Annotated in this window: 6 protein-coding genes and 1 pseudogene; all 7 read left to right on the forward strand. The window is 66.7% G+C overall.

Annotation, left to right across the window (positions count from 1 at the left end; all coding sequences use genetic code 11):
* On the forward strand, window positions 1-266 hold a 266-nt coding region (locus F7R02_RS12635; protein ID WP_151210102.1), incomplete at its 5' end, for a YadA-like family protein.
* Between the two features lie 102 nt (window positions 267-368).
* Window positions 369-2,263, forward strand: a pseudogene (locus F7R02_RS12640) (S8 family peptidase).
* Window positions 2,264-2,801: 538 nt separating this feature from the next.
* Window positions 2,802-9,374: an ESPR-type extended signal peptide-containing protein gene (locus F7R02_RS12645; RefSeq protein ID WP_151210104.1), complete on the forward strand. Its 6,573-nt coding sequence runs from the start codon at window positions 2,802-2,804 to the stop codon at window positions 9,372-9,374.
* Between the two features lie 223 nt (window positions 9,375-9,597).
* Window positions 9,598-11,481: a diffusible signal factor-regulated S8 family serine peptidase gene (locus tag F7R02_RS12650; protein WP_078589308.1), complete on the forward strand. Its 1,884-nt coding sequence runs from the start codon at window positions 9,598-9,600 to the stop codon at window positions 11,479-11,481.
* Between the two features lie 129 nt (window positions 11,482-11,610).
* The gene (gene gspE / locus F7R02_RS12655) at window positions 11,611-13,338 is read left to right on the forward strand and encodes a type II secretion system ATPase GspE (RefSeq protein WP_167521025.1); all 1,728 of its coding nucleotides are present in this window, start codon (window positions 11,611-11,613) and stop codon (window positions 13,336-13,338) included.
* Between the two features lie 175 nt (window positions 13,339-13,513).
* Entirely contained in the window at window positions 13,514-14,731 is a 1,218-nt protein-coding gene (gene xpsF, locus F7R02_RS12665; protein WP_003490504.1) for a type II secretion system protein XpsF, read from the forward strand.
* Between the two features lie 249 nt (window positions 14,732-14,980).
* On the forward strand, window positions 14,981-15,412 hold the full coding sequence (gene gspG / locus F7R02_RS12670; RefSeq protein WP_003490502.1) for a type II secretion system major pseudopilin GspG: 432 nt from the start codon (window positions 14,981-14,983) through the stop codon (window positions 15,410-15,412).
* The last annotated feature ends 9 nt before the right edge of the window (window positions 15,413-15,421 follow it).

Here is a 15,421-nt window from a genome sequence, read left to right on the forward strand (position 1 = left end):
GCGATATCGAAGACCGCCTGCGCCGGCAGAACCGTCGCCTGGACCGTCAGGGCGCGATGAGCTCGGCGATGTTGAACATGTCCGCCAGCGTGGCCGGTATCGCTTCGCAGAACCGCATCGGTGCCGGCGTCGGTTTCCAGAACGGCGAGTCGGCGTTGTCGGTGGGCTATCAGCGTGCGATCAGCCCGCGCGCCACCGTCACCGTGGGCGGCGCACTCAGCGGCGACGACCGGTCGGTTGGGTTGGGCGCCGGTTTCGGCTGGTAGCCGCAGCACGACCACGCGGTTGCATGCATTCCCGCCGCCCATTGCCGGGCGGCGCGCTTTCTTCGTCATGCCCTTTCGCACTCACCTCGAAGGAATCCCATCGTGATCCAGAGCTCTTCTACGCAGGTCCTTGTGCTTGCCTGCTGTGTCCTGGCTGCGTCGTGCAGTACAGCGTTCGCCGCCAACGCCAACGCCGACGCCAACGCCGATGCGGCAGCGGCAGCGGCCAGTGCCCAACGCCAACAGGCCATGGCCAATGCGCCGGTCGACAGAATCATCGTCCGCTACCGCAGCGGGCAGGTCGGCACCGCGCGCGATATCGGCCGCACTGCCTCGGCGACAGTCGGTGCGGCCGCTTCGCGCGCATCCGTCCGTCTTGCGCCTGCCGCACGCACCGGTGCCACCGCAGCGCCAACCTATCTGCGCACGCTTGCCGCGGGAGGCGAATTGATCAAATTGCCGGCCCAGCTCAGTTGCGCCGATGCCGACCGTCTTGTGCAGGAATTGAGCGCAGACCCGGACGTCGAATCGGCGCAGGTGGATCTGCGCATGTATCCGCTGCAAACCAGCGGCGCATTGCCGAACGATCCGCTGCTGCAAACCAATCAATGGCATCTCATCGACCCGGTGGGTGGCATCGACGTCGCGCAAGCCTGGAAAACAACGCAGGGCGAAGGCGTCGTAGTGGCGGTACTGGATACCGGCATCCTGCCCGATCACCCGGATCTGGCCGGCAATCTGCTCACCGGCTACGACTTCATCACCGATCCGTTCTTCTCGCGTCGCGCCACGGCCGAGCGTGTGCCCGGCGCACTGGACCTCGGCGATTGGATTGCCGAAGACGGCGACTGCGGGCTGTCTCGGTGGCCAGCGACAGCAGCTGGCACGGCACGCACGTGGCCGGCACGGTTGCCGAAGCCACCAACAACGGCATTGGCGGGGCAGGCGTCGCCTACAGGGCGAAAGTGCTGCCGGTGCGCGTGCTCGGGCACTGCGGCGGGCAACTCTCCGACATCTCCGATGCCATCGTCTGGGCGTCCGGCGGTCACGTCGATGGCGTACCGGACAACCGCGATCCGGCCGAAGTGATCAACCTGAGCCTGGGCGGTGGCGGCGCATGCGGTTCGGCGATGCAGGCCGCGATCAATGGTGCAGTGGCGCGCGGCACCACCGTGGTGGTGGTGGCGGGTAATTCAACTGCCGATGTATCGACGACTGCTCCCGCCAACTGCGCCAATGTGATTGCCGTTGCCGCCACGCGCGCCACCGGTGCGCTTGCCGATTACAGCAATTTCGGCCGTCAGATCGATCTGGCCGGCCCGGGTGGCAGTTCGATGTTCTTCGCCACCAACGACGGCCCGATTCGCAGCTTCGTTTGGCAAACCCTCTACACCGGCAAAACCACGCCGACCTCCGGGCAGTTCACCTATGGCGGCAGCGACTTCGCAGGCACCTCGATGGCATCGCCGCATGTGGCCGGCACCGCCGCATTGGTGCAGAGCGCATTGATCGCCGACGGCAAACCGCCGTTGTCGCCGGCCGCAATGGAAAATTTGCTCAAGCGCACTGCGCGCGCATTCCCGGTGTCGATTCCGGTGGCAACGCCGGCCGGCGCCGGCATCGTGGATGCCGGAGCCGCGGTTGCCCGCGCGTTACGTCGCTGCGATCGGGGCGATGTGGGGTGCCAGGTGGATGCGCAGCCACTGCGTAATGGCGTGGTCCAGAGCGGCATCTCCAATCTGTCGGGCGATGCGGGCGTGTTCACGTTCCAAGCGCAGGCGGGTGCGGTGCTGAGTTTCATCAGCTTCGGCGGCAGCGGCCAGGCGGAGTTGTACGTGGCATTCGGACGCGAGCCCACTGCCACCGACAACGACGGCGCGTCCACGCGTCGCGGCACCAGCCAGACGGTGCGCTTCACCGCGCCGCGTGCGGGCACCTACATCCTCAAGCTGGACGGCAGCGGTTTCGACGCGGTGAACCTGCTGGCGCGCCAATGATCCGACACGCAGTCGTCGGTTCGGCAGGATTGTCATTTCCTTGGCGGTGAACGCCTGAAACACGGCTGCTCCGCGCGCCGATGGACGGCGCATGCGGGCTGCGGGGCAAGTTGGCCGCAGATCTGACCCGCCACCTCCTGCATTTTGCGCAACCAAGCCCGCTGGCGTCCTGCCAGCGGGCTTTTTTGTCCTTTCCAGTTCCGCCTATTCAGCTCTGAAATGTCTCGAAGGACATGATCTAGGTCGCTGTTTTCCAAAGATTTATCAAAAATCTAATAAAAGCAAGCATAAGTGTGATCAATCGCGCAGTTCTCTTCGCTTTCTGTCAAAAACTTGACGACTGAAATGACGACTGTTAACACTCCGCTCAGTTCTATGGTTGGGTAGCGTTCACTTTTTGACTATTTAGGAAGCAGGCGCAAGCCGCCCGCCGCAAGGCCCATAGCGCGAACAACTGCGGTGAATTGCAGGCTGGAACGCCTTCCGCCGCTGGGCGTTCGCCAAAAAACCAGTCCAACAACTCAGGAGTCGTGCGTCGATGAATCGGATTTATCGCAAGGTCTGGAACAAATCGCTTGGTGTGTGGGCCGTAGCCTCGGAATTGGCCAGCGGCGACAGCCCCGGAGCGGTTGCCTCAGCCGCGTTCATCGATCGCCGTCAGAGCCTGGCACTCGCGGCCGCCATCGCCCTGGCGCTAGGTGGCGCCGGATTGGCAACGCCGCTTCCTGCCAATGCGCAATCGGTCGAAGTGGGCCGCGGCGCAGCGGCGCCGGCCAGCAGGGCCACCGCCATCGGCGCCAATAGCCACGCCAGCGCCACCGGTGCCGTGGCCACCGGCGCCGACAGCAGCGCCAGTGGCGTCAACAGCAGCGCGATCGGTCGCCAGACCAATGCGATCGGCGTAAACGCCGTGGCCATCGGCTACAACAGTTTCGTGCGCCAAAGCGGCGAAAACGGCGTGGCGCTCGGCGCCAATGCGGGGGTGACCGGCGCAAATTCGGTGGCGCTGGGCGCAGGCTCGCGCACCCACGAAGACGACGTGGTGTCGGTGGGCAGCGGCAATGGCCGCGGTGGCCCGGCCACGCGCCGCATCACCAACGTCACTGCCGGCGTCAATGCCACCGATGCGGTCAACGTGGCGCAGTTGCGCGACGTGGCCGATGTGGCCGAAGACACGGCCACATTCTTCAAGGCGACCCCAGGCGAAGACAGCGTCGGCGCCTATGTCGAAGGCGACAGCGCGCTGGCCGCCGGCGATGCCGCCAATGCCGTGGGCACGGCGACCACCGCGCTGGGAACCGGCGCCAATGCGATGTCCGCCAATGCCACCGCGGTCGGCGCCAATGCGCTGGCCTCGGGCCAGAACAGCGCAGCATTCGGCCACAACGCACAGGCCAATGGTCCGGCGAGCGTGGCCGTGGGCGGCGCTGCAGTGGACGAAGACGGCGAGCCGTTGGTCACCAACGGCGGCGTGCCGGTCACCACCGGCGCCACCAGTGCCGGCGTCGGCGGAACCGCAGTCGGCGCCAGCGCCAATGCCGATGGCTTTGCGGCCTCGTCGTTCGGCGTGGGTGCATACGCCGCAGGCGCGCAGGCATCTGCGTTCGGTGCGGTCGCCAATGCGGGGGGCGATTACGCCACTGCGGTTGGCACCCAGACCAGCGCCAGCGGCACCAGCAGCACTGCAGTCGGCGGCCCGGTGGACCTCATCCCCGGTCTGGGCTTCTTCGTGCAGACCCAGGCCAGTGGCGAAGCCTCCACTGCACTTGGCGCCGGCGCGATTGCGTCGGGCACGTACACCACTGCGGTCGGCACGCTGAGCGAAGCCTCCGGCACCGAAGCCACCGCGGTGGGTTGCTTCGCCTATGCGCCCGGCGAAGGCGCAACGGCCGTGGGCCCGGAATCCTGGGCCAGCGGCGAACTGAGCACGGCGCTGGGGTATTACAGCACTGCCCGCGGCGCCAATTCGGTTGCGTTGGGTGCCAACTCGGTCGCCACGCGCGCCAACACCGTGTCGGTGGGCGCAGCCGGCGATGAGCGTCAGGTCACCAACGTCGCCGCCGGTACCGAAGGCAGCGATGCGGTGAATCTCGACCAGCTCACCGCAGTGTCCGAGGTTGCCTCCACCACCGCGCGCTCGTTCGTCGCCACCGGCGAGGGCGCTGCGCTTGCCCAAGGCGTCGACAGCGTGGCGGCCGGTTCCAATGCATCGGCCTACAGCGACTACAGCACCGCGCTGGGTTCCAGCAGCGCGGCATCTGCGCAGGGTGCAACTGCCGTTGGCAGTGGCGCCAATGCCACCACCGACAACGCCACGGCAGTCGGCTTCAACAGCACCGCGGTCGCGGAAAACACCACGGCGCTTGGCGGCAACAGCAGCGCCTCTGGCGATGGCAGCACCGCGGTCGGCGGCGCAAGCCAGGCCACCGCCAGCGGCGCGACGGCGCTGGGCTACGAGAGCATCGCCAATGGCGCAGACTCCACGGCAGTGGGTGCGGGTAGCGTGGCATTCGGCGACACCAGCACCGCCGTGGGTGGTGCAAGCGTGGCCTTCGGTGCCGATAGCGCGGCCTTCGGCGCCAATGCCGCGGCCGGTGGCACTGCATCCACCGCGATCGGCGCAAACAGCAGTGCCTTCGGCGAGCGCACCGTTGCGCTGGGCGGCGCCAGCAACGCGTCGGGCGATGACAGCATTGCGCTCGGTGCAAGCAGTCAGGCCTCTGCGCTAGGCACCACGGCCGTCGGCAGCAATGCCAACGCCAGCATTGCCAATGCCACTGCGGTCGGTTTCAACAGCAGTGCCGGCGATGACTACGCCACCGCACTCGGCGGCGACAGCAACGCATCGGGATATTTCAGCACCGCCGTGGGCGGCACCAGCATCGCCAATGGGCGTGGTGCAACGGCGATCGGCTACGAAAGCATCGGCAATGGAACTGCATCGACCGCGCTGGGTTTTGCCAGTGTGGCGTGGGGTGACGGTGGCACCGCCATCGGTACCGAAAGTCTTGCCTACGGTGACGACAGCACGGCAGTGGGCGCGAATGCGGCTGCGGCCGATACCGGCTCAATTGCGGTGGGCACCTACGCAAATGCATTTGGTCCGCGTGCCATTTCGCTCGGCGGCCAATCCAGGGCGACCGGCGATGAAAGCATCGCACTGGGTTGGGAAGCCAGCGCATTCGGTACGCAGAGCGTCAGCCTGGGCGGCGGTGCGGTGGCATCTGCCGACAACAGTGTCGCGCTGGGTGCAGGTTCGATCGCCGATCGCGCCAACACGGTGTCGGTGGGTGCAGCCGGCACCGAGCGGCAGATTGCCAATGTTGCTGCGGGCACGGAGGGCACCGATGCGGTGAACCTGGACCAGCTCAACGCCGTGGCTGGCGCCGCTGAAAACACCGCGCGCCTGTTCGCCGGCACCGGCACCGGCACAGCCGATGCGCAGGGCGAAGACGCGACCGCCGCTGGCTCCAATGCCACGGCCGATGGCGATTACAGCGGCGCGTTCGGGTCCAGTAGCCAGGCCACCGCCATCGGTGCGGTGGCGATCGGCAGCGGCGCCAGCGCCACCGCGCAATACGCCAATGCGGCCGGTTACAACGCAGCGGCCAGCGGCTTTGGCAGCGTGTCCAATGGCGCCTTCAGCCAGGCCAGCGGCGACTATGCCGTGGCCGTGGGTGGCGAAAGCGAAGCGGCCGGTGCGCAGAGCACCGCGCTTGGTGCCGCCGCCGGTGCGTATGGCGATGGCTCGCTGGCGGTCGGTGCGCTGAGCCAAGCGCAGGGCAGCGAATCCACTGCCATGGGCTATTTCGCCAGCGCCAGCGGCGAATCGGCCACCGCCGTCGGCGCGGAGAGCGTTGCCAACGGCACCAGCGCCGCGGCGTTCGGCTTCGGTGCCGAGGCGACGTCCAACTACTCCACCGCGTTAGGTGGATATTCCAGCGCCAGCGGTTTCAACAGCACCGCGCTGGGTAACTTCAGCACCGCCAGCGGTTCGAACACGGTGGCCGTGGGTGGTGATGCCGCCGCCACGGGTGCCTACAGCATCGCCGCGGGCCAGGGCAGTGTGGCCAGCGGCTACAACAGCGTGTCGGTTGGTGGTGCCTTGCTCGGCCTGTTGCCGACCGAAGCCTCCGGCGATTACTCCACCGCAGTGGGCGGCGCGGCATGGGCACCGGGTCTCAACAGCACGGCGCTGGGCAATTTCGCCGAGTCCACCGGCGAAAGCAGCGTGGCCTTGGGCGCCAACTCGGTGGCCGATCGCGACTTCGCGGTGTCGGTGGGCAGTGCCGGCAACGAGCGTCAGATCACCAACGTGGCGGCCGGCACGCAGGGCACCGATGCGGTGAACCTGGATCAGCTCAACGCCGTTGCCGAAGCCGGTGCAGCCACGAGCAAATACTTCCAGGCCAGCGGCAGCGCCGATAGCGATGCAGGTGCCTACGTCGAGGGCGAAAACGCGCTGGCGGCAGGCGAGGGTGCCAATGCCACCGGTACCGGCACCACCGCATTGGGTGCGGGCGCGCAGGCAGTGGTGGACAACGCCACAGCCGTAGGCGTGGGCGCATTGGCTGGCGGCACCGGCGCGGCAGCGCTGGGTAACAATGCCCAGGCGGTGGGCGAAAACAGCAGTGCGGTCGGCAGTAACGCGTTGGCCAGCGAGATCGGCGCCACGGCGAATGGTGCCGGCGCGCAGGCGATTTCGACCTACACCACTGCACTGGGCAGCGAAGCGGTGGCGTCCGACAATCAGGCCATCGCTGCGGGTTTCCGCAGTACCGCGTCCAATGTCGGTAGCGCTGCCTTCGGTGGCTACAGCGAATCGACCGGCCGCCTGTCGTCTGCACTGGGCTATGGCGCGGTCGCGTCGAGCGATTACAGCACTGCCGTCGGTGCCGTTGCGTTGGCCTCCGGTGCCAGCGCGGTCGCCGTTGGCGAATTCAGCGAAGCCACTGGCGATGAGAGCGTGGCCGTCGGCGGCAGCACGTTCTTCGGGTTCATCCCGGCACGGGCCTCCGGCACGGGCGCAGCGGCATTCGGTGCCGGTGCCTGGGCCACGGCGGACTACACCACCGCCATTGGCTGGAATTCCTATGCCGACGGCGTCAATGCCAGCGCCTTGGGCCAGAGCGCAGCGGCGCTTGCCGACAACACCCTGGCGTTGGGTGGCGGCAGCCGCGCTGATGCAGTCGGTGCCAGTGTGGTCGGTGTGGATGCCTCGGCCACCGGCATCAACAGCACCGGCGTCGGTCGTCAGGTGAATGCCATCGGCGAAAATGCGGTGTCGGTGGGCTACAACTCGTTCGTGCGCCAGAGTGCGGTCAACGGCGTGGCACTGGGTGCCAATGCTGGTGCGACCGGTGCCGATTCGGTGGCATTGGGGTCTGGCTCGCGCACCTACGAAGCCGACACGGTGTCGATCGGTAGCGGCAATGGCCGCGGCGGTCCGGCCACGCGCCGCATCGTCAACGTCAGCGACGGCCAGGCGGCCACCGACGCGGTCAACAAGGGGCAACTCGATGCCCTGGCGGCCGATGTGCAGACCACCAGCGGCATGCTGAAAACCACCGGCGACGGCGTGGCCTCGGCCACCGGCGATCGCGCCACGGCGGCAGGTGCCGGCGCCACCGCCAGCGGTGCACGCAGCGTGGCGGTTGCCTCCGGCAGCCGTGCCTCGGCCACCGGCGCCAGCGCGATGGGTGTGGACAGCAGCGCCAGCGGCGTGAACAGCACCGCGATGGGCCGGCAGACCAATTCCATCGGCGAAAACGGCGTTGCGCTGGGCTACAACGCGTTCGTGCGCGAAAGCGGCAGCAATGCCGTGGCATTGGGTGCGAATGCCGGTGCCAGCGGTGCCGATTCGGTGGCCCTGGGCTCGGGCTCGCGCACCTACGATGCCAATACGGTGTCGGTGGGCAGCGGCAACGGTCGCGGCGGCCCGGCCACGCGCCGTATCGTCAACGTAGGCGCTGGCACGATTGCCAGTGCCAGCACGGATGCGATCAATGGCGGCCAGTTGTTCCAGTCGCTGAGCAATGCGGCCAGCTTCCTTGGCGGCGGTGCGGCGATCGGTGCGCAAGGCGTGTTCGTGGCGCCGACCTATGTGATCCAGGGCGCCAGCTACAACAACGTCGGTGCGGCACTGACGGCGTTGGACAGCAAGGTCAGCGAGCTGGATGCACGCAGTGGCGGCACTGCCGCCGGCACCGCCGCACGCACCGCATCGCTGCGCACCGCAACGGTGCCGGCAGTGGCGGCAACTGCGGTCAGCGATGTGTCCAGCAATGTCGCAAGCACTGCGAGCGATGTAACGGCCTCTGTGCAGGGCACGCCCACCGCCGCAATGGACGGCAGCATCACGCCGGCGGCCACGTCCACGGCAGTCGGTACGGCAGCAGTGGCCAACCACATCACCGGCACGGCGATTGGCGGCAGCGCGTATGCGCATGGCCCCAACGACACCGCCATCGGCAGCAATGCGCGCGTCAATGCCGATGGCAGTACGGCGGTGGGCGCCAACACGCAGATCGCGGCGGTGGCGACCAATGCCGTGGCGATGGGTGAGGGCGCGCAGGTGACGGCCGCGTCCGGCACCGCGATCGGCCAGGGCGCACGTGCCACGGCACAAGGCGCGGTGGCACTGGGTCAGGGCGCGGTTGCCGATCGTGCCAACACGGTGTCGGTGGGCAGCGTGGGCGGTGAGCGTCAGGTGGCCAACGTGGCTGCCGGTACGCGTGCCACCGATGCGGTCAACAAGGGCCAGTTGGACAGCGGCGTTGCCGCCGCCAACAGCTACACCGACAGCCGCTACAACGCGATGGCCGACAGCTTCGAAAGCTACCAGGGCGATATCGAAGACCGCCTGCGCCGGCAGAACCGTCGCCTGGACCGTCAGGGCGCGATGAGCTCGGCGATGTTGAACATGTCCGCCAGCGTGGCCGGTATCGCTTCGCAGAACCGCATCGGTGCCGGTGTCGGTTTCCAGAACGGCGAGTCGGCGTTGTCGGTGGGCTACCAGCGTGCGATCAGCCCGCGCGCCACCGTCACCGTGGGCGGCGCGCTCAGCGGCGACGACAGCTCGATCGGCGTGGGTGCCGGTTTCGGCTGGTAAGGCGTTATCGCATCAAGCGCGGCGGCGCCAGGTGCGCCGTCGCGATCTGCAAGGCCCGAGGGGGCGGGCAAGGACCGTGGCTTGGCCGGCCAACGGATTCGCATGGAGTGATGGCCGTACCAGGGGTAGCCGGCAAGGACGCAGCGCACCGCACCGCGGCTACGCAGCGATTGCGCCGGCTGCGCCAAGCCTGATTCACGAAAAATACGAAGAGGACTTCACCGTGATCGACAAGAATTTCCGTCTCAACCCGCTGACCGGCGCCATCCTGATGATGGCCCTCGGTGCGTCTGGCACGTTGGCTGCCGCCCCCAAACTGCTGGTCAAGGAACCGACCCAGGCAGCCCCGGCCGGCGCAGCGTTCGGTAGCCGGTTGATCGTGCGCTACAAGGACAGCACCGCCGCTGCGACCGATCGCAGCAGCAAGCTGAGCGCCGTGCAGGCCGCGGTGGGCCGCGTTGGCGTCGGTACTGGCGCGCGCAGCAGCGCTGCCGCCGCCAAGGCCACGTATGTGCGCAAGCTGGGCATCGGCTCGGACCTGATCAAGCTGTCGAGCACGCTGACCGCCGCGCAGGTGGACAAGGTGGTGGTCGAGCTCAAGAACGACCCATCCGTGGCCGACGTGCAGATCGACCGCATGCTGCGCCCGATCGACATCAGCAAGAGCGTTCCTGCCACCGACGTGAGCCCGCAGCTGGTTCCCAACGACCCGCTGTACGCCCAGTACCAGTGGCACCTGAGCAACCCCAATGGCGGCATCAATGCACCGGCTGCATGGGATCTGTCGCAGGGCGCAGGCGTGGTGGTCGCGGTACTGGATACCGGCATCCTGCCGGGCCATCCGGATTTCGCCGGCAACATCCTGCAGGGCTACGACTTCATCACCGACGCCGAAGTCTCGCGTCGTCCCACCGATGCGCGCGTGCCGGGCGCACTCGATTATGGCGACTGGGAAGAGGCCGACAACGTCTGCTACGCGGGCTCACAGGCGCAGGAAAGTTCCTGGCACGGCACCCATGTCTCGGGCACCGTGGCCGAGGCGACCAATAACGGCGTGGGCATGGCAGGCGTCGCGCCGAAGGCGACCATCCTGCCGGTGCGCGTGCTCGGTCGTTGCGGCGGCTACACCTCCGATATCGCCGATGCGATCGTGTGGGCCTCCGGCGGCAGCGTCGACGGCGTGCCGGCCAACAGCAATCCGGCCGAAGTGATCAACATGAGCCTCGGTGGCGGCGAACCCTGCGATTCGGCCACCCAGCTGGCGATCAACAGCGCGGTGTCGCGCGGCACCACCGTGGTGGTTGCAGCCGGCAACAGCAGCGAAGATGCAGCCAACCATTCGCCGGCCAGCTGCAACAACACCATCACCGTTGGCGCCACGCGCATCACCGGCGGCATCGCCTACTACTCCAACTACGGCAGCAAGGTCGACCTCTCTGGACCGGGCGGCGGCGGTAGCGTGGACGGCAACCCGGGCGGTTACATCTGGCAGGCCGGCTATACCGGTGCGACCACGCCGACCTCGGGTAGCTATACCTATATGGGGCTAGGCGGCACCTCGATGGCCTCGCCGCACGTGGCTGGCGTCGTGGCGCTGGTGCAGAGCGCAGCCATCGGGCTGGGCGATGGCCCGCTGACCCCGGCCGCGGTCGAAGCCCTGCTCAAGCAGACCAGCCGCCGCTTCCCGGCGACCCCGCCGGCCAGCACCCCGATCGGCAGCGGCATCGTCGACGCCAAGGCCGCGCTGGAAGCCGTGCTTGAGGAGCCGTGCGACCCGGCCACCGAGAGCTGCGCGCCGAGCGCCATCGAGCTCACCAACAAGGCACCTGTTGCTGGCTTGAGCGGTGCCGCCGGCGGCTCCACGCTATACAGCTTCGAGGCCAAGGCCGGCGCCGTGCTCAGCTTCATGACCTACGGCGGCACCGGCGATGTGTCGATGTACGTCAGCTTTGAGGCCGAGCCCAGCGCAAGCAGCTACGACGCCAAGTCGACCCGTCCGGGCAACAGCGAAACCGTGCGTTTCACTGCCCCCAAGGCCGGCACCTACTACATCAAGTTGGTCGGCGCGGCGAGCTACGCGAAGCTGACGCTCGTTGCACGACAGTGAGTAGCGAAATAGTGTGACCGATGCCCCCGGCCAATCGCCGGGGGCATTGTTTTTCAGGGCGATTCAGATGCGTGCGGTTGATCGTCGCGGCAAACTGCTACAGTCGGCGCCGGACCAGTGGAGACGAGTGTGAACGCGGTTGCCGTCGATCCAATCGAGCATCGAAGTGCGGAGACGCGCATCGTCGATGCGCTGCTTGAACGCCGTCGTCTGAAAGACACCGATCTGCTGCGCGCGCGCCAATTACAGGCCGAATCCGGCATGGGGTTGCTCGCCTTGCTCGGCCGTTTGGGTCTGGTGTCCGAACGCGATCATGCAGAAACCTGCGCCGACGTCCTTGGCTTGCCGTTGGTGGACGCACGCCAGCTCGGCGATACGCCGCCGGAAATGCTGCCCGAAGTGCAGGGGTTGTCGCTGCGTTTTCTCAAACAATTTCATCTGTGTCCGGTCGGCGAGCGCGATGGCCGGCTGGAGCTGTGGATCGCCGATCCTTACGACGATTACGCCATCGATGCAGTGCGTCTTGCCACCGGCTGCATGTTGCTGTTGCAGGTGGGCCTGCGTTCGGAAATCGATGACCTGATCGAGCGCTGGTACGGCCAGGGCCGCAGTGCGATGGGCGCCATCGTCGAAACCGCCGATGGCGATGCCAACAGCAGCGACGACATCGAAGCGCTGCGCGATCTGGCCTCCGAAGCGCCGGTGATCCGGCTGGTGAACCTGGTGATCCAGCACGCGGTGGAACTGCGCGCCTCCGACATCCATATCGAACCGTTCGAAAGCCGCCTCAAGGTGCGTTACCGCGTGGACGGCGTGCTGGTGGAAGGCGAAAGCCCGCCGGCCAAGCTCACTGCTGCGGTCATCAGCCGCATCAAGATCATGGCCAAGCTCAACATCGCCGAGCGCCGCCTGCCGCAGGACGGCCGCATCATGCTGCGCGTGCAGGGCAAGGAGCTGGATCTGCGCGTCAGCACCGTGCCCACTGCGCATGGCGAAAGCGTGGTCATGCGCCTGCTTGATCGCGAGACGGTGGTGTTCGACTTCTACAAGCTCGGCTTCACCGAAGACTTCTTGCCGCAGTTCCGCAAGGTGCTGGAGCAACCGCACGGCATCATGCTGGTGACCGGGCCCACCGGTTCGGGCAAGACCACCACGCTGTACACCGCGTTGAGCCAGCTCAATACCTCGGATGTGAAAATCATCACCGTCGAAGACCCGGTGGAATACCAGATCGAAGGCATCAACCAGATCCAGGCCAAGCCGCAGATCGGGCTGGACTTCGCCAACGCATTGCGCAGCATCGTGCGTCAGGATCCGGACATCATCATGATCGGCGAAATGCGCGATCTGGAAACCGCACGCATCGCGATCCAGTCCGCGCTCACCGGCCACCTGGTGCTGTCCACGCTGCACACCAATAACGCGGCCGGCGGCATCACCCGTCTGCTCGACATGGGCGTGGAGGATTATCTGCTCACCTCCACCATCAACGGCATCCTGGCGCAGCGTCTGGTGCGCAAACTCGACCTGGCCAATGCCGAGCGCTATGCGGCTTCGCCGGAAGAAATCGCCAAGTTCGATCTGCGCCGCCTGCAACCGGAGGGCGACATCTTTCTGCATCGCCCGCGTCCCTCGGCCACCGCACCTACCGGGTATCTTGGACGCACCACCATCGTCGAATTCCTGGTGATGAACGACGAACTGCGCCGTGCGGTGATGCGCCGTGCCGGCATGGGCGAAATCGAACAACTGGCCCGCCAGGCCGGCATGCGCACCATGTACGAGGACGGGCTGTCCAAGGCCCTGCGTGGCGAAACCACCATCGAAGAAGTCCTGCGCGTCACGGAGGATGCGTGATCGGTAAGGCGGCAGAAACACGCCTAGCAGGCACCGGACCAACGAACCGCCAGCACAGCCACCCGCTGGCTCTGCTGTGTGTGGACAGCGATGGGTGCGCGATGTCGCCAATACGCAGCGATGTGCTTTTCCCGATTCCCGATTCCCGATTCCCCAATCCCGGGCTCCCAGCCTGATGCCCCTCTACCGCTACAAAGCGCTCGACGCCCACGGCGAAATGCTCGACGGCCAGATGGAAGCGGCCAGCGATGCCGAGGTGGCGTTGCGTCTGCAGGAACAGGGCCATCTGCCGGTGGAAACGCGCCTGGCCACCGGCGAAAACGATTCGCCGTCGCTGCGCATGCTGCTGCGCAAGAAGCCGTTCGACAATGCGGCGCTGGTGCAATTCACCCAGCAACTGGCGACGTTGATCGGCGCGGGGCAACCGCTGGACCGTGCGCTGTCGATTCTGATGGATCTGCCCGAAGACGAAAAAAGCCGGAGGGTGATCGGCGATGTGCGCGATACCGTGCGCGGCGGTGCGCCGTTGTCGTCCGCACTCGAGCGCCAGCATGGGCTGTTTTCCAAGCTGTACATCAACATGGTGCGCGCGGGCGAAGCCGGCGGCAGCATGCAGGACACGCTGCAGCGGCTGGCCGATTATCTGGAGCGCAGCCGCGCGCTGAGGGGCAAGGTGATCAACGCGCTGATCTACCCGGCGATCCTGCTGGCGGTGGTGGGCTGTGCGTTGCTGTTCCTGCTCGGTTATGTGGTGCCGCAATTTGCGCAGATGTACGAAAGCCTGGATGTGGCGCTGCCGTGGTTTACCCAGGCGGTGTTGAGCGTGGGCCTGCTGGTGCGCGACTGGTGGATCGTGCTGATCGTCGTGCCGGGCGTGCTGGGGCTATGGCTGGATCGCAAGCGTCGCAATGCCGCATTCCGTGCATCGCTGGACCAATGGCTGCTGCGCCAGAAGGTGGTCGGCAGCCTGATCGCCCGGCTGGAAACCGCACGCCTGACGCGCACCTTGGGCACCTTGCTGCGCAATGGCGTGCCGCTGCTGGCGGCGATCGGCATCGCGCGCAACGTGATGTCCAATCTGGCCTTGGTGGAGGATGTTGCCAATGCGGCCGACGACGTCAAGAACGGCCATGGCCTGTCGATGTCGCTGGCACGCGGCAAGCGCTTTCCGCGGCTGGCGCTGCAGATGATCCAGGTGGGCGAAGAGTCCGGCGCACTGGACACGATGCTGCTCAAGACCGCCGACACCTTCGAGCTGGAAACCGCGCAGGCCATCGACCGCGCACTGGCCGCGCTGGTGCCGTTCATCACGCTGGTGCTGGCCTCGGTGGTGGGGCTTGTCATCATTTCGGTCCTCGTCCCGCTGTATGACCTTACCAATGCAATCGGCTGAGAGTGCAGGTCAGTGCAACGGTGCAGGCGTCGGGCGGGAACAGCCTGTGGTCCGAATCGGCGTGGGGCGCTCGTACACTGCACATCCCGCGCGCGTGCGGCGTCCAACGGCCAACCGCGCGCTTGACCGGGTAGCGTATTCACCACAACGTTCCGGTGACCGCACGACACCCAAGCGGGAACCATTGCAATGCCCGCCGTGTCATCTGTTGGCGGCAGCATCCCTCATCGACGTGCAAGGAAATCGTTCATGATCAAGCGTTCCATCACCCGCAGTCCGTCGCGCGCAGGCCAGGCCGGCATGAGCTTGCTGGAAATCATCATCGTCATCGTGCTGATCGGTGCGGTGCTCACGCTGGTCGGCAGTCGCGTGCTTGGCGGTGCCGATCGCGGCAAGGCCAATCTGGCCAAGTCGCAGATCCAGACGCTGGCCGGCAAGATCGAGAATTTCCAGCTCGACACCGGCAAGTTGCCGAGCAAACTCGATGACCTGGTCACCCAGCCCGGCGACAGCAGCGGTTGGCTGGGCCCGTACGCCAAGCCGGCCGAACTCAACGACCCATGGGGCCACGCCATCGAATACCGTGCGCCCGGCGACGGTCAGCCGTTCGATCTGATCAGCCTGGGCAAGGACGGCAAGCCCGGCGGCAGCAGTTACGACGCGGACATCAAGTACCAATAAGCGCTCGCC

The organism is Xanthomonas cissicola (genome assembly GCF_008801575.1).
In the GTDB taxonomy this organism is placed as follows: domain Bacteria; phylum Pseudomonadota; class Gammaproteobacteria; order Xanthomonadales; family Xanthomonadaceae; genus Xanthomonas; species Xanthomonas cissicola.